Raw genomic sequence first — 17,012 nt, 5'->3', positions numbered from 1 at the left:
TTAAAGGAAGGTGGCGCGCCAGAAAGGCGACTCACCAGCCGGGCGCGTCGGGTCGGCCAGCACCTCACCCTTGCTCAGCAACTTGCCGGGGTTCTCGCCATCGATCAGCGCCAGTTCCTCGGCGGGCGGTGCCTTCCAGCGGTGAATCTCGACAACTACCGGGCGGCCGCTTTCGGCTTCGTTAAGGCCGTCGAATACCAGACGGTACTCGGCACCGGCTTCTACCAGCGGTTCAATGCGCGTGGCCTGGGTGCTGGTGTAGGCGATGGTGGCCGGGGTCGGCGCGGTGATGACCGCGCTGTCCTTCGGTACGCTCAGGCCGGCCGCCGAAACATTCACCGCCGACAGTGCAATCGGGGTGCTGTCGCTGGTTTTGGTCAGGGTGATCGACTTAGGGCCTGGAAACTCGGTCATGCTCAGACCACCCGGCTGCAGCACGATGGGTTCGGCGGTCACCGTTTCGGGCGGCAGGTCAATAATCTTGCCCTGCAGCACCATGGCGAGGTTTTCCTCGGGCCATTCCTGCATCTGCACGTCGAGCGTGATGCCATCCAGGGTGTCCAGGGTGGCGAGGTTGCCGCCACCCGGTTTGCGGTGTTGCTTCCAGGCCATCTGGTTGGAACGGTTGGCGAACTTGAGCGTTTCAACGTCGCCCAGGTCGCGCAGCGGTGCGTCCACAACGCCCAGGCGCTGGGCGTGAACAACGCCAACGCCCTTAAATACTCGTGGCTGTGCCATGGTCACTTACCCTCTACGTGTTCGCCGACCTTGAAGGTTTCGACGATAAGTTTTGCGTCCGCCTCGGACACGGGAATAACCGCGCCCTTGGGGTGTTTCTCGCCGGCATGGCGGTGGCCGTTATCGCTGGTGATCTTGACCTTCACCTTGGCTGGCTCGGCTGGTTTCGCCTTGTCTGCGGCTTTTGCTTCAGTTGCCATGTGCCCCTCCTAGCGGGTGCGTGGGTGTTCAAATTTCACCGGCCAGGTCAGCACCCAGGCGGCGGTGCCGGCTTTATCCAGCCCGGCGTGGTAAAGGTTGGCGGCGCGCACATCCTTGGCGTTGATGCTGTCCTCAAGCGCCAGGCCGCATCGGCTGCCCGGCAACGCTGCCTGTAGGGTGCTGGCCACCTGCAGCACATTCAGGGCACGGGGTAGGCCCTTGGCATCACCGGCCAGCACCACCGCAACGGCGTGCCCGTAGGCGATCAACTGACCACGGCCATTCAGTTCAAACTTGAGCCCTTCCAGGGCAATGCGGCAGGCGCGGGCTTTGGTTGCGTAGCGCTCCAGGTCGGCCGGGCTGAACCGCCCGCCATGCAGCGCGACCTCAACCTTGGGCGTAACGCCCTGGTACAACTCAGCGGTCCAGGCTTCGATGCCTTGCAGCACCTGGTCAGCGGTTAACTCAGTCATTGGCCAGGCTCTCTAGGTAGTCATCAATCAAACCCACAACGTCATCGCGATCCTGGCCTTCCAGGCCCAGGAACTCGCGCTGCTCGATCCCTCGGTCTGGGTCGCCGTACTGGTGTGTGGCCGCATAAATCAGCGGGCTACCCACCAACACGCTGTCGCCCTGCACCTCGTACGTGATGCTGTCCAGCAGGTGGCCATTGCCTTGCAACAGGCTCTGGCCGCTGTGCCGGGTTTCGGCGTACTCGGGCGACCAGTCCGGCCATCCCTGGCCGCCTGGGCTGGCTTTATCAACCGCAATGCGCCGCCGCGTCTGGCTCTCGACCTCTGCGCCGATCCCTTCCAGGAGCGGCGCGGTGTCCAGTTGTGCCAAGCGCTCCAGCCGGCCAGCCAGGCGTGGTTCAAACGCTAGGTTGGTGCTGATGGCGGCCCCAGTCACAGCAGGTCACCAAAGCGCTTGGGCTGGCTTTCAAACCAGGCCTCGCCGCTGCTTGCCTGCTCGGGCGGGGTTGGCAGGCCAAGGCCTGCGTCACCCGATGCCACCCGACGCAGGTAGCTGATGGCGTCCTCATAGCGCTTGCGCTTGTCCTCGGTCAGCGCACCGCCCTCGCTCGAAAGCAGGTACAGGGCGATATCGCCGACCAGGCCGGGGAAGCGCTCAGGCACCACCGGCAACGGCAAGCGATGCTTGGCGCTGACGTAGCTGTCGATTTCGGCACTGGCGCGGGCCAGTGCGTCCTCAACCACCAGAGCATCAATCACCCCGTCATCATCACGGTCGGCCACCAGCAGCACGGCGTTTTCGCCGTACTGCTTGATAAAGCCCGCCAGGGTTGCGTAGGCCATGGGTTAAGCCTCGCCGCCCTGAGGGTCAGCTGGCGGCGTGTCGTCTTTCTGCTCGCCGTCCTTGGAGGCAGGTGGAGGCTCAGTAGCGGGGGCCGCTGCGGGTTTAGCCGCTGCCTTGGCGGCCGGCTTTTTCGCGGCTGCTTTGGCACTGCCTCCAGCCTTGGCCGCTTTCGCGGCTGGGGCCTTCGCGGGCTTGGCCGCTGCCGCTGGTTTGGCATCCTTGCCAGGGTCAGCCGAGGTAGAGCCACCAACAGCGTCCGGCTCGGCCAGCTCACCATCGAGCAGCTCAACGGTAAGCACCGGGTCGGCCTGCAAACGCTCCAGCTCGGCCTCGGTAAAGCGGTCGGCCGGGTGATCGGTGGCGACTTTGCTGTGGGCGATGCCACAGCGGCGGAAGCCGTCCAGTTTCGAGGTGATACGAATGATCATGGCGGCGACCCCTTATGCGAGCCACGGGCAAACGAGCACCTTGGCGGTGTGATACCACTCGTTGCCGTCGTCGGTATCCTTCTCCAGGAGCTTGCGCGCGGCACCTTCCAGGCGCGGCGGAACCACCAGCAGGTTTGGCGTAATGCCTAGCGGGCGGCCACCGTCTGCCTTGAACTCACCCATAGCGGCGCGGGCGCTGCCATAAAACTCACCGGTAAGAGGCTGACGCGAGGCGTAGGCCATCTGCCAGAAACCAAAGCCGCCGTTGTTACGGGCACGCACGCCATGCACGTATTCGTCATGGTCAAAGACGTGATCGCTCTTGGTCGGGTCGGTTTTGCTCTCAAGCTCAGGCTTGATGCGCTCCTGGTAGATCAGCGGCTTGATGGCGCGGGTGGTATCCAGCAGGAACCACGCAGGGCCAGGGCTAGCGCCGGGAATATCGACGTTGCTGACCGACTCGGCCGAGCCTGTGCCGTCAACTTCCGGGAATACCGGGTGGTCGGTGTCGAAGAAATTCTGGCCGTCAAAGCACAGCGTGCTAAAGCCCGCGGCCAACAGGGCAAACATCAGTTCGTCCGGGTGGCTAGCAGCAGCGCGGCCCATTTCCTCGAACATCGGGCGGTAAATGCCTGCGGCGTCGTCTTCAATGGCGGTGCGTGGAACGGCCACGGTGCCTTCAAATTTCTTGTTGGTGATGGAGTAGCCGTGGGCGGCCATGTCCTTGAGAACACGCGCGCCAATCCATTCACGCAGTTTCGGGAACTGGCCTAGCCAGCCGTAAGTGTTGCTCGCAGTGGTACTGGGCACCACCGTGGCAATTTCTTTGAACAGACCTGGCGCAGACGCCAAGCCGCGTTGGTAGTCAGCGCGGTAGCCGACAAACAATGCTTGCAGCAGTGCGGGGGTTACAACGGCCATTATTTAGCCTCCGGGTTGATCAAGCTGAGGTATTCCGCCTCGGACATACCGAGCAGGCGCGCGGCATCCTTTTGCTCGGAGTTGAGAGCAGTGGTGGTTTTTGGCAGCTCATCACTGAGCACCTGCTCGGTGACGGATGGCGCGGCTTTTACGAACTCGCGGAAGCGCTCCAGACCGCCTTCTTGGTTACACGCTTTGACGTGGTAATCCTTGGTGGCAGGGGTGATCTTGCCGGCCTTGAGCGCGGCGGTGATCTCGCTATTGATGGCGGTTTCCAGCTCTTTTTCGTCGCGCTGGGTCAGGGCCTGCTCGGCGTTTTTGGCGCGTTGCTCCAGGGCGTTGTAATCGCCACGCGGCACAAACAGTTGCAGGGACGGGGATTTCTCGCTGTTCAACGCCGTTTCTTTGGCATCTTTAAGCGCTTGAATTGCCGCCACGGCTTGTTCCTCCGTGGCGTTTTCAGGCAAGCCGAGGGCTGCCCGGATGGCTTCTGTGAGCATCGGGGGTTTCTCCATTGATGGGACTTGTTCGGCGTTAAGCGCCTTGATCAACAGATTCGGCTTGTTGGTTAGGCCGAAACTGGAGAAGCGGTGAATGCGCCCGGTGTCGTCATAGGTGAAGACGGGCGACAGGTAGCGGTATTCGCGTTCGCTGATGGCGTTGCGGGCTTTGGCCGTCCAGTCCACGCGGGCTTCAAGCGCGCCGCGCTCATTTACCCGGTACTCCCGCGCCCAGCCGGATGCCGGGGCATCATCGCCCTGGGGGGCTTTCAGCTCGGTGGCGTGCAGGTAGTCAAACGGCAGGTCAGCTCCCTTGCTATGCGCCAGGGTGTTGGCCATTACTTCGGCCGGGTCATACGTCCAGGTGCGGCTGTCGCGGCCAACTACGGACGGGCCAGGCGGCAGCACCTCGACCCATTCAGGCACATCAGCGCTCAGCTCAAAACAGAGGGCTGTGGAGGTGGCGCGATTGTGGGGGGCGTTTTGTGTGTTCATGCCGCTAGTTTCGGCGGCATGACGGGGGCGGGATTAGAGGAAGGGGTTCAGTAACTGGCTAGGGCTGGTAAGCGGGGCGTTACGCCGTCTGCGATCCGGCAAGGGCTGCCCAGGCTTCGGGTATGGCAGCGGGGTTTTCTTGAACCTGGCTCGCCAGCCTGGCTTGATCAGATAGATATAACGGAACTGCAACAAGTTCCGGCGCACAGCACGGTGCAAATTGCCCCGCAAGTACTCCCCACGCTGGCCAGCCTTCTTGTGCGCAGTGAGCAGCATTGGGTGATAGGCCTCACCGTCCAGCTCATAGAAGCTGGTGCGGTGGTGGCCCAGGTACAGGAAATTGGCCGCCTGGTACACCACGCCCCAGCCACCACAGCGCTCATCAGCAAACGATTGCACCCAGGCCACCTTTGGGCAGGCCCGCTTGATGAACTTGAACGCATAGCTCAGGGCGCGGCTTTCGCTGTTGCGCGGTGCTATGTCATCCAGCCACATACGGTTTAGCTCCAGGTACTGATCAACCTGGGTGCCTGCCACGATCTTCTGCGCACCGGCCACCGGGTTTAGCGCATAGCCAAACTGCAACACGCCGCGCATCACGCCCTCGACCCATACCCCTAAGTGGATATAGGAGTTCATAACGATGCGGCCTGAATAGTGATTGGCAATGATGATGCGGTTTGCCTCGGCGCGCGGGATCAACGCGATATAGAAGGCGCTGCATCCAAAGCCTGCAAGCGCCAACTGGCCATTGAAATAGCCGACCTGGTCAGTGGTCGGCGGTGTGTACTCACCCGGCTGGGCTGGGTGATGGTCTTTCTTTGTCGCCATGAGCTACCTCGGATCGAGGCGCTCTAAGGCGCTCTGGATTCGGGCAGCTCACGGCTGTCTGACTATTGATGACCCGGCAACGCGGGCACTTGATTTGCAACAAAGTGAAGCCAGCGGCTTTGGCCAGTAAACGGCCACAGCCACCGCAGCGAATATCAATCACGGCAAGCCTTTAACTGTATGTCTAAACAGTGTTAATTTGCCCGCGCTTCGTCGACGAGGCGGGGGCCTTAGCTGGGCTTGCAGGCTGGTTCTGCGGTTCGGCGGCCGGCCAAGGTGGTGGAACACCTCGGCCGGTCGGCCCTTTCTTATGGCCGCTAAGGGCGGCCAGCCTTTCTAGTTGTTCTTCACGCCACTCAAGGCGTCCCCCGATACTGCGTTCTCCTTTAGTTCGCCCAGCAAGTGCGAGGCGTGTTCCTTCGATATTGCATACCAGCGTCTCTCGCCTGAACGATCACAAGGGGCGTTAGACCCCCGTTAGAAACGCAAAACGCCACCAACCCCACACCTTGGTGGCTCCCTCGCCGCCAAACAGCGCTTAGACGGCGTTTTAGGCGGTGTTAGTTTCCGGCTGTTTTTCTTCCAGGAGCTGCTGTGCTCTGGCCTTCCTGGACACGGCTCCGGGGTTGTAGTCCCAGCCTGGCTCGATGCCTTTGGGCACGCTGACTACCTGGCCGGTGCGTTGGTTTATGTACTCCTGCATGCCCAGGTCGGGCGCTTCGGTCATGTACTTGCCAGTGCCAATAAGGCGCTCGGCCTCGCGCTTGCTGATCTGGCGCACCCAGCACTTGCAGCCCCAGCCGTTGGGTGGAAAGTGCGACTGCCACCACGGGTGGTCAGCTGGCAGGATGATCCCGGCCCAGCCCACATGCTCTGGCCGGTGCTCGCGGCTTGGCCCCAACTGGTACAGCAAATAAGGCTGCGTTGCCGTGGTGCGCTCGATGCGCTGCCACTGGCCGGCCGCATGAGCCTGGCGCAGGTTTACGTCATAGATGGTGCGCAGGCGGCGCGGGCTGCCCAGTTGCACCTCGCGGGTTTCGCCACTCAGCGGATCGAGAAGCTCACCACGGCCCCACCAACCCAGCTTCTCCAGCAGCGGCTGCAACTCACGCTTGAACTGGGCAAAGGCCTGACCTGACTCGATCATTTCATCGACGTGCGAGCGGATCGCTTCCAGGATGTCCAGGCGCATGGCCTTGGCCACCGTCCAGGACGTGGCGTGTTCCTCGGCCCATACGTCGCGGTGATCAAAGCCGACCTTGATACCCTTGGCGCGGAAGTACTCCAGCGCATCCTTTGGCACTGGTACGGGCACATGCTCCTTGGTTGGGCCACTCACAGTGCGTCGCCTGCATCGCCTTGGCCGCGCGCCTTAAAGGCCGCGCGGGCGAGCTGCTCGATCAAGACGCTATCGTCCATCTGCTCAAGCAAGCCGGCCAGGCCAGCGCGGAAGGCATCGAAGTCGTCAGAGTCCTTGGCCAACTGCAACACCGGATCAAGCACCGGCCGCATCACAGGCACCCAGTCGGCGGCCGCCTCATCTACAAGCATGTCCAGGCTGTCGCGGGGCTTCTGTTCCTGGTTGAGCGCCTGGCGGTGGCCACCGCATCGCTGGGCAGCTGCAGCGCTGTTCGGTATTGAGGGCAGGTGCTGCAACTGGCTGCTGGCCCGTAGGCTTGAGCAGCTGCGCGCCATCAGCCGGGGCGGATAGGCCGAACCGCCCCAGAATCGCCGACTGCTCGACTTGCAGACCGCGATCAATAAACGGCGTCAGGGCATCGGCCAGGGCCTTCAAGTCCTCTGGCTCTGTGACCTGGAATGCGACGCTCGGGTAGTTTTCCTGAGGGCCGAAGTTGTGATCGACAAACACGCGCACCAGATCGCGGTTGATCGTTGCGGCCAGTTGCTTGGCGTCGGCCTTGAGAATGTCGAGGCGCACATCGTTGTGCACGGTGGCCTGGCTCTGGCTCGACCCATCATCGGTGGTCATGGTCTGGCCGAGTACGGCCTTACTGACTTGCCTGTCCAGCCACTCGGCCAGGCGCGCGAACAGTTCGGCACCGCCTGTTGAGTTGGCGATCTCCTGAAACTCGATGAGCATTTCTTTCGGCAGCACGGCCGCCGCGTCGGCGGCGAGCTGGGCCACTGCGCGACGTAGCACGGCAATATCGTCCGGCTTAGCACCTGGGCCATAGCGGCCAATGCGCAGCGGCATGCCAAACAGCTCGGTGTAGCGCATCCAGTCCTTGAGGCTGAATGCCTTGCACATATACGACACGGCCACCAGGCGCGCCAACCCGCCACGGATCGGCAGGCCCGACTTTAACTTGGGGATATGGATAATCATCCGGCCGGGCGGAATCTCGCGACCTTCGCCGGCTTCCTCACGGATCAGCAGCTTACGGCCGGTCAGTTTGTCGAACTGGAACCAGCGCGGGTCACGGTGATCGTATTTCACCGGCCACAGCTGCTCGCCTTTCAGCTCCCAGCCGGGCTCTACAGCCGAGAAGCCTTTACCCAAACCATCGAGCAGATCGCTCACCAGGTCGGAAAACTCCGGGGCATCTACCAGCTTGCGCACAGCGTCGGCGATTTCCTCTGACCGGGCATCCTCGCCACCGGCCTCAACACTGACCGGCACGCCCGCTACAGCCCGCTTACGGGTGCCCAACACCGAGGCATAGTGCAGGTCTTTCTCTTCCATCTCTTCGGCGAGTACCAGGTACTCCAGGATGTCGCCGGTAGCAGCGTTCTGCAGGATGGTGCGCAGGCGCGCCGGGTCGAGCGACGACGATACCGAATCAACGCCCCAGGCCTGGTGAACGCCGGTTGTAGTGGCCTGGATCACCTCTTGCAGCATGGACTTTTTCGGGAACGGCTTACCGCTCGCGTCCAGGATTGGCGACTCATCCATTACAGAACACCTCCAGCCGCCCAGGTATTCACCGGGTCGGCGTTGTCATCATCGAATCCGGGTTTGTTGTTGCGGTCAGGGCGCACGGGTTCATAGCCATAGCTTTCAACTTCAAGACGTGTGGCGGCATAACCCAGTGCCAAAGCAATCGCGGCGTCGCCGTGGCGCTGGCCACCTTCGCCCTGGGTGCGGCTCTTACCGAGCTTGAGGATGCCGTCGATCATCTGCAGCGCTCGCAAGTCATCGAGCACCAGGGCATCGCGCGGTATCTCCAGCAAGGCGTCCTCAAAAGCCGCCTTAAACGCTGGCATGTTGTCCATATACCAGCGGTCGGAGAGCTTCACTTGCTGGATGCAGCCGCCATAACGGTGGCCAGCGGCTTCGGCCAGATACCCGCCGTTGCCGGTGGCATCCATGGCCCCACCCATCAGGCGTGGTAAGCGGTCGACGATGTAGAACAGCACCTGTTCCTGTTGGCGATACGGCATATTGCGCAGCTCGACCAGGAACGGCACACGGCAACGCAGATCGAGGCCGACCGCATAGGGCGCGATCACAGTCAGGTCGCCGGTACGGCCGAAGTCTTCACCAAAGGCATGCAGCTGCTGCGGATCGAGTAGCTTGAGCAGGGGCAGCAGCTCGCGCTCGCACCAGTCACGAATCTCGGCCTCACGCAGGCGCTCATCCCAGTGGGTGAACTCATCCGGCATTTTCAGGCGCACCACTGGCGCTTCGACCATGCGCGACTCGACCAGGGCGCGCGACAGTGCAGCGCCTGCCGACTCGGCCGGGATGCAATCCAGCTCCTCGGCCGCACCGTCGCCATAGAACGCATACACATCAGCGACCCAGGCGTCCTCGGCGGCCTGCGTCCACTCTTTACCCAGGCGCATGCACACGCGCCGGTACAGCCCATGGGCCACCGCATCGCGAAAGGTAATGCGCTGCACCACGCCCTTGCGCTTACCCGCGCGGATGTCCTGAATCAGGGTGTTAAAGGCGTTCTTCACCCCGTTATGGGTCGAGATAACGCGCAGCTGGCCGCCCCAGATCAGCAGCGCCAGGGCGGCTTTTAGCACTTCATCAAGCTGTTCGTGGAATGCCGCCTCATCGAGCACCACCCGACCTTGTCGACCGCGCAGGTTGGACGGCCGGCTGGTCAGCGCCACGATACGGTGGCCGCTGCCTGGGAAGGCAATGCCGAACGTTTTGATGTGCTTGTCGCCATCCTCCCAGATGCCTTCCTCAATTTCGCTGGCGGCGTGGTTGAACATCCGCGCCCACATTGCACAGGCCTGGATGTACTCAATGGTCATGTCCTGGTTGTAGGCGATGTAGTAGGTATTCATCCCGCCCGCGTCCTTGGCCGAGGCGGACAGCAGCACATCGTCTGCCGCTTCGGCCCAGGTGAGGCCGGTGCGCCGGCTTTTCTCGATGACCACCAGCGGGCCTTGCTCGGCGAGCCACTCCTGCTGGTACGGCAGCAGGACGGCCGGCACATCCAGGTCGGCGGTATTGGGGATTTGCTCGGCAAGGTTCACTTGGCCACCCCAAGGATCTCACGGCGCATCTCGGCCACGGTATCGGCGGTGAGGCCTCCTTTTTTGGCGATCTTCTCCACGGCATTAGCGGCGACTTCGGCACGCTCACGCACCTCGGCTTGCCATTTTTTCTGCACAACGGATGCGCGGCCCAGCTCGGCCACGGCCTTGGCCATCTTCGCCAGATCGACCTTGCCGTCCTGAGCCATAAGGCTGTTGAAAATCTGTTCCTGCACCAGGCGCATCAACGCTTCGTTGACTGCACCCTCATCATCAGGGGCGGCCGCTACCATGGCTTTTGCCTGCTCGCTGGCTGTCCTCAACGCGGCCAGGCGGCCTTCGAAGTTCTGGCCATATTCGTGCAGCGCTGATTTGCCGATGCTGTGGCCGCGCTCAGCCAAGGCAGAGGACAGCAGCTCGTATTGGCTGAAATTGTTCTCGATCAACGCCTGGTCAAGCCACGCCTTTACCTCGGGCGGGAGCGCCAGCACCTTGCTTCTAGGTGGCATAGGTCAAGCGCTCCAGTATTTTTCCGGGCGAGCAATGCCTGCATTGCATTCGATGGTGTACTCGGCGATATCCACTCCATAGTGGGTCAGGCCACAGACCCACGGGCCGGACGGCTGTTTCTTCAGCGTTACCAGGCGGCGGTCGTGCAGGTAGTCCAGCTCGCGGCGCAGCTCCAGCTGCGTGGCGTCTGGATAGATTCCCTGGATGGTAGACAGCACCACCGCCTCATGCGGGTCAACCGGGCGCGAGGTATTCAGGGTCAGCAGGATGTACCAGCGCAGGGTTTCCCGGCGTGCTTTGGCTGCATCGATCATTGCGCGTTCCTTTTGAGCAGGATGTTTTCAAACTTGAGCGCCAAGCCATCCAGCTTGGCCTCGATCACAGACTGGCCACGCACCCAATCCTCGCGCCGGACATATTCCAGCGGCAGTTCAGCCTTGAAGTGGAGGAACGCGCGGTCCAGTTTCTGCAATGCTTCCGCGTCCTTGTCCTGACGCTGCAATACCTTGGCGAAGCTATCTTCCCAGTGTTGGCTGGCGATCTTTCGCGCCTCATCCTGGCCAGCGAAACGCTCACCAAGACGCTTCTCGAACTGCCAGAGCAGCAACTTGACCAGCCCGGTGATGATCGTGGCGAACACACCCATCAACGTGGCGGCGGTGCCTAAATCCATTTGCATCAGTGCGTCTCCTGTACGGCATCAATCAGAAGGTCAAGCTGCGCGGCGGTGTTGCGGCACTGCTCGGCGTAGCGAGTGTGGTGCTCCAGGACGTCGCGCTGGCTGATGCCTGAATCGAGTTGCTCAGCGGCTCGGCCTTCGGCGACTTGCGCAGCAGCTCGGCCGGTATCTGAGGCCGTGGGCATTCCGGGGGCGGCGGCTCCGGTTGCTTCGTCATAAACGCGCACCCAACCAGCAGTGAACACGCAAGCAGGCAGAGGCTTAGGCGGCGCGTCGAGGGCGTCACGATAGAGGTCGTTAACACGGGCAATCTCCCCTGTAAGGCGGTCTGTGGTTTTTCGGTGGGTGCGCTGCTGCTCGGCCAGGTCGGCGGCTAGCTTGTCGTTGTGGGCTTGCTCTTCCTGCAGGCGTTTGGCGGCTGCTTTGGCACTGGCGGCAGCGCGGCGGGTCATATCAAGTTGCGCCCCTGCATGCTCCAGACGCAGCTGTTCTAGGGCCAGCGCGCCGTCACTTTTGGCTTGGGCATGCCCCTGGTCGTAGGCATCTTGCAGAGCTGACAGAAAGAACGAGAGTGCAAGAAGTAATAGGCCAAGCCCCAAGCCTGCCTTGAACCAGGTCGAGCTGAAAGCGCTCATAGGCCCGCCTCACAAAGCTTGCGCTCGGCCGCACGGCGAAGCACTAGCCCACCCAGTTTGCGACCACCGGCGCTCACCCAGTAACTGAGCTGTGCGCAGGCTGGCTGGATACGGCCAGCCTGCAGATGCAGCAGCAGGGTCGAGTGGCGGCCACTCTTGAGCCAGACAAAGCCGTCTTTTACGCCCGGTTTGCCGGGGCCGACGTTGTAGATAAAGGACAGAAAGGCCGCGATGCTTTTGATATCCATGCTCGCGATAACCTTGATGGGCACCCAGCGTTCAAAAACCTCCGCTGCCTCCTGGAGCGCGAGCTGGGTTTTCTGGTCGCACTCGGCATCTGTCGCCACGTCGCCAAGGCGCACGCCATACGTCCAGCCCTCACAGATTGTCGGGATGCCTACAGGGTCGAGGTACGCCAGCAGGTTGCGACCTTCGTAATGGGCGACAACGGGTGTGGCGGCAACGATTGCCAGCGCGATGCGGCTTTTAATGCCCACGGGGTGCACCTCCGATCAGCGCGCGTAGCTCGGCCAGGCGCTGATTGCCGAACTCAGGCGCGGAACTGGTGTGGTGAATGACGCTGTTTTTGGCTTCGCGACGGGGGGCCGCTGCTGGCTTTTCGCGTGCGCTTTGCGCGCGACGGTCGATGTGTGCCCGGTAGCTCTTGACCTTGGCAAAGCCAATCCGCACGTATTCCTCTACCAACGGCCGCAACTCGGCTGGGCAGCGCTCCATCATCAATTGGCGCTGCGCCAACACCGGCTCGGCCAGAATGGCGGCGGCCAGGTCGCGCGGGTTGGGCTGGGATACGGGGGCTTGAATGTTCATGCCGCCATAGTCGGCGGCATGAGAGGGGAGGCTTTAGAGGATGGGGTTCAGCGGTGCGGCTAGGGTTTATGGCCGGATTGATAGCTGGAGCGTGCACAACCATTGCTGTCATAACTTACGTGAGTGACAGCAAGGTACTTATCTTTCCAGTAGGTGCTGCTACCGGCACCCTGCGCGCCATCATTGTTGGGCTTGCCATACATGCTTTCCACATCCTTGCGAGTCATGCCAGGCACCACCTCGCCACGCACTTTCGCGGTGCGTAGATCGCGATCAGACAACCCTGTAGAGCAAGGGGGCGGCGCGACTGATCCACCCACCACCGTAACCCCTCCAGAGGTAGGCCGGGGGGCTCGCATATCATCGGCCAGTTGCTTGAACTCCTGGCGCAGTAAGTCTCGCCGACTGCCTGGCTCCGGTGCCATCGTTGACGGTGTGCTGCTACCACTGGGGGCAGCATTGTGAGCCCGCACCACATCGGCCAGCACCTTTCCGTCCGGGCACTGCTGCTGAGTAAATGTCACTTTTCCTGAAGCATCCACACATTTGAACACGGTGGCCGCTTGAGCCGGCAGCGCTGTACAGCACAGTAGAGCAAGCAATAGACGCATGGTTCCCTCCTTAACAGTCAATGCAACTTTAACGCGAGACCCCTCGCAACCCAAGCAGGCGGCTAATCGAACAACCCTGATTGGCTGCTGCTCAAAGGCTGCTTGAGAATAATCCAGACGCGGCGATCACTCAGACGATACGTGCGGGCGAGCTCTGCAACCACCGTATTAGCGGAAACACCGTCACGCACAGCCTGTTCAAACTGGCGATGCATTTCAAGATCGCGCAACCGGCGTAGTGCCACGTCACACCGGGGAATGTACACATCATCACGCTCTGGCATGAGTTGTGTCAGCCGTTGCGCGGCCTCTTCGCCCACAATATCGGCCAAGGCGGCAACCCGCGCCTGCCCCGATGGGCCAAAGCCTTTGGCAAAGAACCAGGACGTGCCGCCAATTTCGTCTACCAGCTTCATCGCCGCTGGTAGCCCTGCAATGTCGGCAATACGGCGGACAGTCTCCGGCAACAACTCGCGTACCTGCTCAATATTCACTGTACAGGCCTCCCGTGGCGTTTGGCATCGTAGGTCAGTGCAGCAATCAGGCGGCGCAGCTGGTCGGCGTCGCACCACTCGACACGCTCAACCTTGAACATGCGCAGGGCCATCGCATCGGCATAGCTCCAGGGGCGATTAGCTTCGGCTAGGAAGGCCTCGATCTTGGATACCTGGGCGGCACGGTCAGGTGCTGGCTTGGGGGCTGCGCGTCGGGCTTTCTTCGCAGGGGCTGGCTTAAAGCCCAGGCGCTCAAACTCGGCCAGAACCTCACTGGTCTGACGCTTGTCCAGGTCTTTTGCCGAACGCACGCGGGCAATGCGAAACAGCAACGCCCGGTAGGTGTCGTCATCGAGGCCGAGCTGCTGCTTGGCAATATGGATTTTAGCCAGGCTCATTGCAGCCGCCCGCGACGCTTCAGAACTGACGGAGTTTCGTAGTAACACGCCTTGCAATGGGCGGCTAAGCCGTCCTTTCTCCGCGTTTCCCGGAAAAAGAACTCTTCGTCAGCAGGCCAGTATTCACTGCACTTGCTGCATAGCTTTTCCGGGCCATACCAGGCGGCTCGTTGAGTGGGCGTCGCATAATCGGCAGGTTGAACATTCATACCGGGTTCCTCGGGTTCATGGCATCGCGGAATGCCTGCGGGTCGCGCCTGGCCATGCCCGCCATGTAGCGGGTCATAAGCGTTATCACTTCCTCGACTTCCTCATACTCACCAACCTGCTGCATCAGCGCCCAGTCGGCACGGGTGCCCCGGTAGGTGGTCAGTTTTGTCACTTCCGCGCCCACACGCTCTCGATGCGCCGCGTCGCGGTTGCGCTTGTCCTGTTGGCGGTCGGCATCCTGCTTGCGGATGCGCTCCGTCCGTTTTGTCTTACTCATCTTGGCTGCTCATCAGTACCGGGCAACCACACCCGGCAGACCGTCGCCCTGGTGGGCGAGGTTTCGCTTAGTGCAGTGCTAGTGGCGCTTGCCCCTGGACACCATGGTTAAGCTGTACATCGCTGGCAGCACATAACCCAGCAGCTGCATCGTCCATGGCGCGCTGGCTCAAAGCCTTAGTTTTGGCATTGCGATCCACCGTCTTGCCCTTCTCGATCTCGGGGTGGTGCTTGAGCATGTACGCATCAGCGGCAGGCGATGGCTCAGCCCCTGCGAACTCGGAGACCTTGGAGCTGACTCCCCACACCCAGGCCTCGCAGAACTGATCGGCGCGCTTGGTTTTGGTTGTCGACTTACAGCGCTTGAGCGCCGTGCCGATGTAGTCGCGACGCGCCTGGCGTACCTGACGTAGCAACACTGCCATCGTGTAACTGGCCAGCTCGGCCATTTCACCGATAAAGCGCCACTCACCGAGTCCAGCCATAAACAGCAGGCGGCAGGCATAGGCTTTAGCCACCGTGCCGGCCAAGTTCGCCTCCCACTGCACGGGCTTCATTTTCGAGCCGCTCCGGGTGCCGTGCTCCTCGATGTCGATCATGTCCACGTCCGACTGTTCGAGCTGGTACTTCTCCATCAGCGCGCGGGCCTGGCGCATTGCTGCAGCGGCTTCGTGCGGGTTGCTGCTATTGGCCAGGCTCAAGCACTTCTTGATCTTGTCCAGGGCTTTCTTGTGATCCATGTTGCTCTCCGTACTCGGCTGCTCATCAGTACCCAGCAACCACGCTGGGCAGACCACCACCGGCTAGGCCGGGGCGGTTTCGCTTAGGGGTTCAGTGCGTCCTCCAGGGCTTTGCCGGTGGCCAGCTTGACCGTGACTTTGGCCGGGATCTCGATGGCCGCGCCGGTTGCCGGGTTGCGACCAGTACGGGCGGCACGCTGGCTGGCCTTGAGTTTGCCGAGACCGGGCAGCGGCACGTCGCTCCCGGCTTTAAGGGTGCGGGTGGCGATGATGGACAGACGGTTAAGCACCGCCTCGACTTGGGTTTTATTGATCGGCGTACCGCTTACACCCACTTCCTGGGTGATGGTGTCGATCAGGTCTTTTTGCGTCAGTTGCATGGTGATTCCTCGCTTAGTGCAGGGTTGGTTTGGGTTCGGTGGTAGTTGCATTGCGCTTGGCCTGGCACTTCGGGCACTGGCACGGCCGCTTGGCTGCCTTGTTCAATATTCCTTGGGCGACCTCGACCAGGCCTTTGGCGAGCAGCGCCGCTGCCGTTTCTTCGCCGCTGCCTTCGTGACGGATGGAAATGCCACCGTCCAGGTCGTTGATGGTGATGGTGTGTTGAGCCATGGCGTGGGCCTCCTAGCGTTGGTGTTTGAAGCTGATGTGATAATCGCGAGCCCTTTGGCGCACGGTCTTTTCGGTCATGTGCAGCTGCTTGGCGATCCACTTTGGCGGCTCGCCCAGGGCTGCGCGCGCCATGATCTGCGCGGCCTGCTTGGTTTCTAGGTCGCTGCTCGGCTCTGGTGCTGGCTCAGCCTGCGGCTTAGCAGGCTCAACCGTTGCAGGTGCCGTTGATGCTGGTGCCGCCTGGAACAGGTGGGCGTAGACAGGCGTCTTCTCGGCGTTGATGACGAATACCGCTGGCGCATCGCTCATCTGGTAGCCGATCTGCTCGATCTTTCCGCCATTGGCCAGAAACGCCTGGGTTGCCTGTTCAATGCGCAGTGCCTCGTTTTCCAGATGCGCGGAACGCTCCGGCAGTGGATCGTTGTGAGTTTCGTTGTAGCGCTGCATTCAAGCCCCCAGTGCCCGGAAACCCGGCCCATTGCGTTCGCCCAGGTACTGGATGTAGCGAGCAAGAGCGGTCATCCCTTCACGCTGACTCGCTGCCTCAGGGACACCAGGCACGAACAGCGTTTCGTTGTCGTGACGAGATAAGCGCGCCGTGACCTCGATGGTGTCGCGGACCTTTTGGTCTGTGCCCGTGGCGATTCCGATGGCTCCATCGGGCACAGACGAGCCGAACTGGATGTGCCCGGAGGCGAAGCAATAGGCGATGACTTTGGCGGTACTGGGCTTAGGCTCGACGGCTTGAGCCAGGTATTCGATACCATCACGTGGGTGGTACGGGTTGCTGTGCTTCTCACCGTCCAGCTTGATCAGCAAGTGCGAGCCGCTGGCGCCGGTAATCGTTCCAGGCTTGCCGTAGGCATTGACCCGGCCGCCTTTTTTGGCCGCGACGTGGTAGTTGGTGCGGATGTATTCCAAGCTCATGTTTAGTCCTCCTCGGAACGCAGGCGCTCAAGCAATTCGGCCGCTTTCTCAGCCTTCGGGCCAGTGATAACCGTCACTAGGTAATCGCTACCGCTGTTCAACTCCAGGTGCACTACGTCGAAGACATCCGCCTCGCTTTTTTCAGCGTCATCAAGCAGATTGAGCAAAGAGGTGCTCGGCCAGGTCATTTTCGTCAGAAGTCCCAT

At 61.6% G+C, this 17,012-nt stretch carries 31 protein-coding genes and 2 other RNA genes; all 33 read right to left on the bottom strand.

What is annotated here, in order from left to right; translation table 11 throughout:
• The gene (locus AC0T4W_RS20595) at window positions 1-738 is read right to left on the bottom strand and encodes a phage tail tube protein (RefSeq protein ID WP_476315920.1); all 738 of its coding nucleotides are present in this window, start codon (window positions 736-738) and stop codon (window positions 1-3) included.
• Between the two features lie 2 nt (window positions 739-740).
• Complete coding sequence (locus AC0T4W_RS20590; protein ID WP_476315923.1) at window positions 741-938, bottom strand: DUF7210 family protein; 198 nt, start codon at window positions 936-938, stop codon at window positions 741-743.
• 9 nt (window positions 939-947) lie between these two features.
• Window positions 948-1,412, bottom strand: coding sequence for a hypothetical protein (locus AC0T4W_RS20585; protein ID WP_476319117.1), 465 nt, complete (start codon window positions 1,410-1,412; stop codon window positions 948-950).
• On the bottom strand, window positions 1,405-1,848 hold the full coding sequence (locus tag AC0T4W_RS20580) for a phage virion morphogenesis protein (protein ID WP_476315929.1): 444 nt from the start codon (window positions 1,846-1,848) through the stop codon (window positions 1,405-1,407). Before AC0T4W_RS20580 ends, AC0T4W_RS20585 begins: the two co-directional genes overlap by 8 nt.
• Entirely contained in the window at window positions 1,845-2,255 is a 411-nt protein-coding gene (locus tag AC0T4W_RS20575; protein WP_476315932.1) for a gp436 family protein, read from the bottom strand. Before AC0T4W_RS20575 ends, AC0T4W_RS20580 begins: the two co-directional genes overlap by 4 nt.
• A gap of 3 nt (window positions 2,256-2,258) precedes the next feature.
• The gene (locus AC0T4W_RS20570) at window positions 2,259-2,684 is read right to left on the bottom strand and encodes an HI1506-related protein (RefSeq protein WP_476315935.1); all 426 of its coding nucleotides are present in this window, start codon (window positions 2,682-2,684) and stop codon (window positions 2,259-2,261) included.
• Window positions 2,685-2,696: 12 nt separating this feature from the next.
• Window positions 2,697-3,605: a Mu-like prophage major head subunit gpT family protein gene (locus tag AC0T4W_RS20565; protein ID WP_476315938.1), complete on the bottom strand. Its 909-nt coding sequence runs from the start codon at window positions 3,603-3,605 to the stop codon at window positions 2,697-2,699.
• A complete protein-coding gene (locus AC0T4W_RS20560) occupies window positions 3,605-4,600 on the bottom strand; it encodes a phage protease (RefSeq protein ID WP_476315941.1) in 996 nt (331 codons plus the stop codon). The genes AC0T4W_RS20565 and AC0T4W_RS20560 overlap by 1 nt, the downstream gene beginning before the upstream one ends.
• Window positions 4,601-4,633: 33 nt before the next feature.
• A complete protein-coding gene (locus tag AC0T4W_RS20555; protein ID WP_476315944.1) occupies window positions 4,634-5,431 on the bottom strand; it encodes a Mom family adenine methylcarbamoylation protein in 798 nt (265 codons plus the stop codon).
• Window positions 5,391-5,594 (bottom strand): Com family DNA-binding transcriptional regulator, encoded by a 204-nt coding sequence (locus tag AC0T4W_RS20550; RefSeq protein ID WP_476315947.1) that lies wholly within the window; start codon window positions 5,592-5,594, stop codon window positions 5,391-5,393. Before AC0T4W_RS20550 ends, AC0T4W_RS20555 begins: the two co-directional genes overlap by 41 nt.
• Before the next feature lie 387 nt (window positions 5,595-5,981).
• A complete protein-coding gene (locus AC0T4W_RS20545; protein ID WP_476315951.1) occupies window positions 5,982-6,770 on the bottom strand; it encodes a phage head morphogenesis protein in 789 nt (262 codons plus the stop codon).
• On the bottom strand, window positions 6,767-6,982 hold the full coding sequence (locus AC0T4W_RS20540; protein WP_476315953.1) for a hypothetical protein: 216 nt from the start codon (window positions 6,980-6,982) through the stop codon (window positions 6,767-6,769). Before AC0T4W_RS20540 ends, AC0T4W_RS20545 begins: the two co-directional genes overlap by 4 nt.
• A complete protein-coding gene (locus AC0T4W_RS20535; RefSeq protein ID WP_476322165.1) occupies window positions 6,969-8,345 on the bottom strand; it encodes a DUF935 domain-containing protein in 1,377 nt (458 codons plus the stop codon). The genes AC0T4W_RS20540 and AC0T4W_RS20535 overlap by 14 nt, the downstream gene beginning before the upstream one ends.
• On the bottom strand, window positions 8,345-9,886 hold the full coding sequence (locus tag AC0T4W_RS20530; RefSeq protein WP_476315959.1) for a hypothetical protein: 1,542 nt from the start codon (window positions 9,884-9,886) through the stop codon (window positions 8,345-8,347). The genes AC0T4W_RS20535 and AC0T4W_RS20530 overlap by 1 nt, the downstream gene beginning before the upstream one ends.
• Window positions 9,883-10,395: a DUF3486 family protein gene (locus AC0T4W_RS20525; RefSeq protein ID WP_476315961.1), complete on the bottom strand. Its 513-nt coding sequence runs from the start codon at window positions 10,393-10,395 to the stop codon at window positions 9,883-9,885. The genes AC0T4W_RS20530 and AC0T4W_RS20525 overlap by 4 nt, the downstream gene beginning before the upstream one ends.
• Window positions 10,396-10,398: 3 nt before the next feature.
• The gene (locus tag AC0T4W_RS20520; protein WP_476315964.1) at window positions 10,399-10,710 is read right to left on the bottom strand and encodes a hypothetical protein; all 312 of its coding nucleotides are present in this window, start codon (window positions 10,708-10,710) and stop codon (window positions 10,399-10,401) included.
• Window positions 10,707-11,075 carry a hypothetical protein gene (locus AC0T4W_RS20515; RefSeq protein ID WP_476315967.1) on the bottom strand — a complete coding sequence of 123 codons (369 nt, stop codon included), beginning with the start codon at window positions 11,073-11,075 and terminating at the stop codon, window positions 10,707-10,709. Before AC0T4W_RS20515 ends, AC0T4W_RS20520 begins: the two co-directional genes overlap by 4 nt.
• Window positions 11,075-11,710 carry a DNA-packaging protein gene (locus tag AC0T4W_RS20510; RefSeq protein WP_476315970.1) on the bottom strand — a complete coding sequence of 212 codons (636 nt, stop codon included), beginning with the start codon at window positions 11,708-11,710 and terminating at the stop codon, window positions 11,075-11,077. Before AC0T4W_RS20510 ends, AC0T4W_RS20515 begins: the two co-directional genes overlap by 1 nt.
• A complete protein-coding gene (locus AC0T4W_RS20505) occupies window positions 11,707-12,207 on the bottom strand; it encodes a lysozyme (protein ID WP_476315973.1) in 501 nt (166 codons plus the stop codon). The genes AC0T4W_RS20510 and AC0T4W_RS20505 overlap by 4 nt, the downstream gene beginning before the upstream one ends.
• Window positions 12,197-12,538, bottom strand: a complete 342-nt coding sequence (locus AC0T4W_RS20500; protein WP_476318869.1) for a hypothetical protein — start codon at window positions 12,536-12,538, stop codon at window positions 12,197-12,199. Before AC0T4W_RS20500 ends, AC0T4W_RS20505 begins: the two co-directional genes overlap by 11 nt.
• A 59-nt stretch (window positions 12,539-12,597) precedes the next feature.
• Window positions 12,598-13,149: a DUF4124 domain-containing protein gene (locus AC0T4W_RS20495; protein ID WP_476315979.1), complete on the bottom strand. Its 552-nt coding sequence runs from the start codon at window positions 13,147-13,149 to the stop codon at window positions 12,598-12,600.
• 62 nt (window positions 13,150-13,211) lie between these two features.
• Window positions 13,212-13,643 carry a Mor transcription activator family protein gene (locus tag AC0T4W_RS20490; protein ID WP_476315982.1) on the bottom strand — a complete coding sequence of 144 codons (432 nt, stop codon included), beginning with the start codon at window positions 13,641-13,643 and terminating at the stop codon, window positions 13,212-13,214.
• Window positions 13,640-14,041, bottom strand: a complete 402-nt coding sequence (locus tag AC0T4W_RS20485) for a gp16 family protein (protein ID WP_476315985.1) — start codon at window positions 14,039-14,041, stop codon at window positions 13,640-13,642. Before AC0T4W_RS20485 ends, AC0T4W_RS20490 begins: the two co-directional genes overlap by 4 nt.
• Window positions 14,038-14,250: a hypothetical protein gene (locus AC0T4W_RS20480; RefSeq protein WP_476315988.1), complete on the bottom strand. Its 213-nt coding sequence runs from the start codon at window positions 14,248-14,250 to the stop codon at window positions 14,038-14,040. Before AC0T4W_RS20480 ends, AC0T4W_RS20485 begins: the two co-directional genes overlap by 4 nt.
• On the bottom strand, window positions 14,247-14,528 hold the full coding sequence (locus tag AC0T4W_RS20475; RefSeq protein ID WP_476315991.1) for a hypothetical protein: 282 nt from the start codon (window positions 14,526-14,528) through the stop codon (window positions 14,247-14,249). Before AC0T4W_RS20475 ends, AC0T4W_RS20480 begins: the two co-directional genes overlap by 4 nt.
• An RNA gene (locus AC0T4W_RS20470) (hammerhead ribozyme type II) lies at window positions 14,528-14,597 on the bottom strand. The genes AC0T4W_RS20475 and AC0T4W_RS20470 overlap by 1 nt, the downstream gene beginning before the upstream one ends.
• Complete coding sequence (locus AC0T4W_RS20465) at window positions 14,596-15,267, bottom strand: DUF2786 domain-containing protein (protein WP_476315994.1); 672 nt, start codon at window positions 15,265-15,267, stop codon at window positions 14,596-14,598. The genes AC0T4W_RS20470 and AC0T4W_RS20465 overlap by 2 nt, the downstream gene beginning before the upstream one ends.
• A 12-nt stretch (window positions 15,268-15,279) precedes the next feature.
• Window positions 15,280-15,352: hammerhead ribozyme type II (locus AC0T4W_RS20460), an RNA gene on the bottom strand.
• Window positions 15,351-15,647 carry an HU family DNA-binding protein gene (locus AC0T4W_RS20455; protein ID WP_476315996.1) on the bottom strand — a complete coding sequence of 99 codons (297 nt, stop codon included), beginning with the start codon at window positions 15,645-15,647 and terminating at the stop codon, window positions 15,351-15,353. Before AC0T4W_RS20455 ends, AC0T4W_RS20460 begins: the two co-directional genes overlap by 2 nt.
• Window positions 15,648-15,660: 13 nt before the next feature.
• Window positions 15,661-15,879 carry a hypothetical protein gene (locus AC0T4W_RS20450; protein WP_476315999.1) on the bottom strand — a complete coding sequence of 73 codons (219 nt, stop codon included), beginning with the start codon at window positions 15,877-15,879 and terminating at the stop codon, window positions 15,661-15,663.
• 12 nt (window positions 15,880-15,891) lie between these two features.
• Entirely contained in the window at window positions 15,892-16,326 is a 435-nt protein-coding gene (locus AC0T4W_RS20445) for a hypothetical protein (protein ID WP_476322164.1), read from the bottom strand.
• Window positions 16,327-16,806 (bottom strand): hypothetical protein, encoded by a 480-nt coding sequence (locus AC0T4W_RS20440; RefSeq protein WP_476322161.1) that lies wholly within the window; start codon window positions 16,804-16,806, stop codon window positions 16,327-16,329.
• A gap of 2 nt (window positions 16,807-16,808) precedes the next feature.
• Entirely contained in the window at window positions 16,809-17,012 is a 204-nt protein-coding gene (locus tag AC0T4W_RS20435) for a hypothetical protein (RefSeq protein WP_476316008.1), read from the bottom strand.

This window comes from Pseudomonas sp. C7.1, from assembly GCF_056312395.1.
The sequence above is the reverse complement of the archived record's forward strand: the minus strand, read 5'-3'. Positions and strand labels throughout refer to the sequence as shown.

Bases quoted from the DNA above. Each gene is read 5' to 3' on its own strand.
- AC0T4W_RS20515 (WP_476315967.1), bottom strand. From the start codon at position 11,075: ATGCAAATGGATTTAGGCACCGCCGCCACGTTGATGGGTGTGTTCGCC.
- AC0T4W_RS20450 (WP_476315999.1), bottom strand. From the start codon at position 15,879: ATGGCTCAACACACCATCACCATCAACGACCTGGACGGTGGCATTTCC.
- AC0T4W_RS20535 (WP_476322165.1), bottom strand. From the start codon at position 8,345: ATGGATGAGTCGCCAATCCTGGACGCGAGCGGTAAGCCGTTCCCGAAA.
- AC0T4W_RS20440 (WP_476322161.1), bottom strand. From the start codon at position 16,806: ATGAGCTTGGAATACATCCGCACCAACTACCACGTCGCGGCCAAAAAA.
- AC0T4W_RS20595 (WP_476315920.1), bottom strand. From the start codon at position 738: ATGGCACAGCCACGAGTATTTAAGGGCGTTGGCGTTGTTCACGCCCAG.
- AC0T4W_RS20525 (WP_476315961.1), bottom strand. From the start codon at position 10,395: ATGCCACCTAGAAGCAAGGTGCTGGCGCTCCCGCCCGAGGTAAAGGCG.
- AC0T4W_RS20495 (WP_476315979.1), bottom strand. From the start codon at position 13,149: ATGCGTCTATTGCTTGCTCTACTGTGCTGTACAGCGCTGCCGGCTCAA.
- AC0T4W_RS20585 (WP_476319117.1), bottom strand. From the start codon at position 1,412: ATGACTGAGTTAACCGCTGACCAGGTGCTGCAAGGCATCGAAGCCTGG.
- AC0T4W_RS20570 (WP_476315935.1), bottom strand. From the start codon at position 2,684: ATGATCATTCGTATCACCTCGAAACTGGACGGCTTCCGCCGCTGTGGC.
- AC0T4W_RS20475 (WP_476315991.1), bottom strand. From the start codon at position 14,528: ATGAGTAAGACAAAACGGACGGAGCGCATCCGCAAGCAGGATGCCGAC.
- AC0T4W_RS20465 (WP_476315994.1), bottom strand. From the start codon at position 15,267: ATGGATCACAAGAAAGCCCTGGACAAGATCAAGAAGTGCTTGAGCCTG.
- AC0T4W_RS20540 (WP_476315953.1), bottom strand. From the start codon at position 6,982: ATGCTTGTAGATGAGGCGGCCGCCGACTGGGTGCCTGTGATGCGGCCG.
- AC0T4W_RS20555 (WP_476315944.1), bottom strand. From the start codon at position 5,431: ATGGCGACAAAGAAAGACCATCACCCAGCCCAGCCGGGTGAGTACACA.
- AC0T4W_RS20575 (WP_476315932.1), bottom strand. From the start codon at position 2,255: ATGGCCTACGCAACCCTGGCGGGCTTTATCAAGCAGTACGGCGAAAAC.
- AC0T4W_RS20485 (WP_476315985.1), bottom strand. From the start codon at position 14,041: ATGAGCCTGGCTAAAATCCATATTGCCAAGCAGCAGCTCGGCCTCGAT.
- AC0T4W_RS20445 (WP_476322164.1), bottom strand. From the start codon at position 16,326: ATGCAGCGCTACAACGAAACTCACAACGATCCACTGCCGGAGCGTTCC.
- AC0T4W_RS20480 (WP_476315988.1), bottom strand. From the start codon at position 14,250: ATGAATGTTCAACCTGCCGATTATGCGACGCCCACTCAACGAGCCGCC.
- AC0T4W_RS20565 (WP_476315938.1), bottom strand. From the start codon at position 3,605: ATGGCCGTTGTAACCCCCGCACTGCTGCAAGCATTGTTTGTCGGCTAC.
- AC0T4W_RS20455 (WP_476315996.1), bottom strand. From the start codon at position 15,647: ATGCAACTGACGCAAAAAGACCTGATCGACACCATCACCCAGGAAGTG.
- AC0T4W_RS20510 (WP_476315970.1), bottom strand. From the start codon at position 11,710: ATGAGCGCTTTCAGCTCGACCTGGTTCAAGGCAGGCTTGGGGCTTGGC.
- AC0T4W_RS20435 (WP_476316008.1), bottom strand. From the start codon at position 17,012: ATGGGACTTCTGACGAAAATGACCTGGCCGAGCACCTCTTTGCTCAAT.
- AC0T4W_RS20590 (WP_476315923.1), bottom strand. From the start codon at position 938: ATGGCAACTGAAGCAAAAGCCGCAGACAAGGCGAAACCAGCCGAGCCA.
- AC0T4W_RS20520 (WP_476315964.1), bottom strand. From the start codon at position 10,710: ATGATCGATGCAGCCAAAGCACGCCGGGAAACCCTGCGCTGGTACATC.
- AC0T4W_RS20500 (WP_476318869.1), bottom strand. From the start codon at position 12,538: ATGAACATTCAAGCCCCCGTATCCCAGCCCAACCCGCGCGACCTGGCC.
- AC0T4W_RS20560 (WP_476315941.1), bottom strand. From the start codon at position 4,600: ATGAACACACAAAACGCCCCCCACAATCGCGCCACCTCCACAGCCCTC.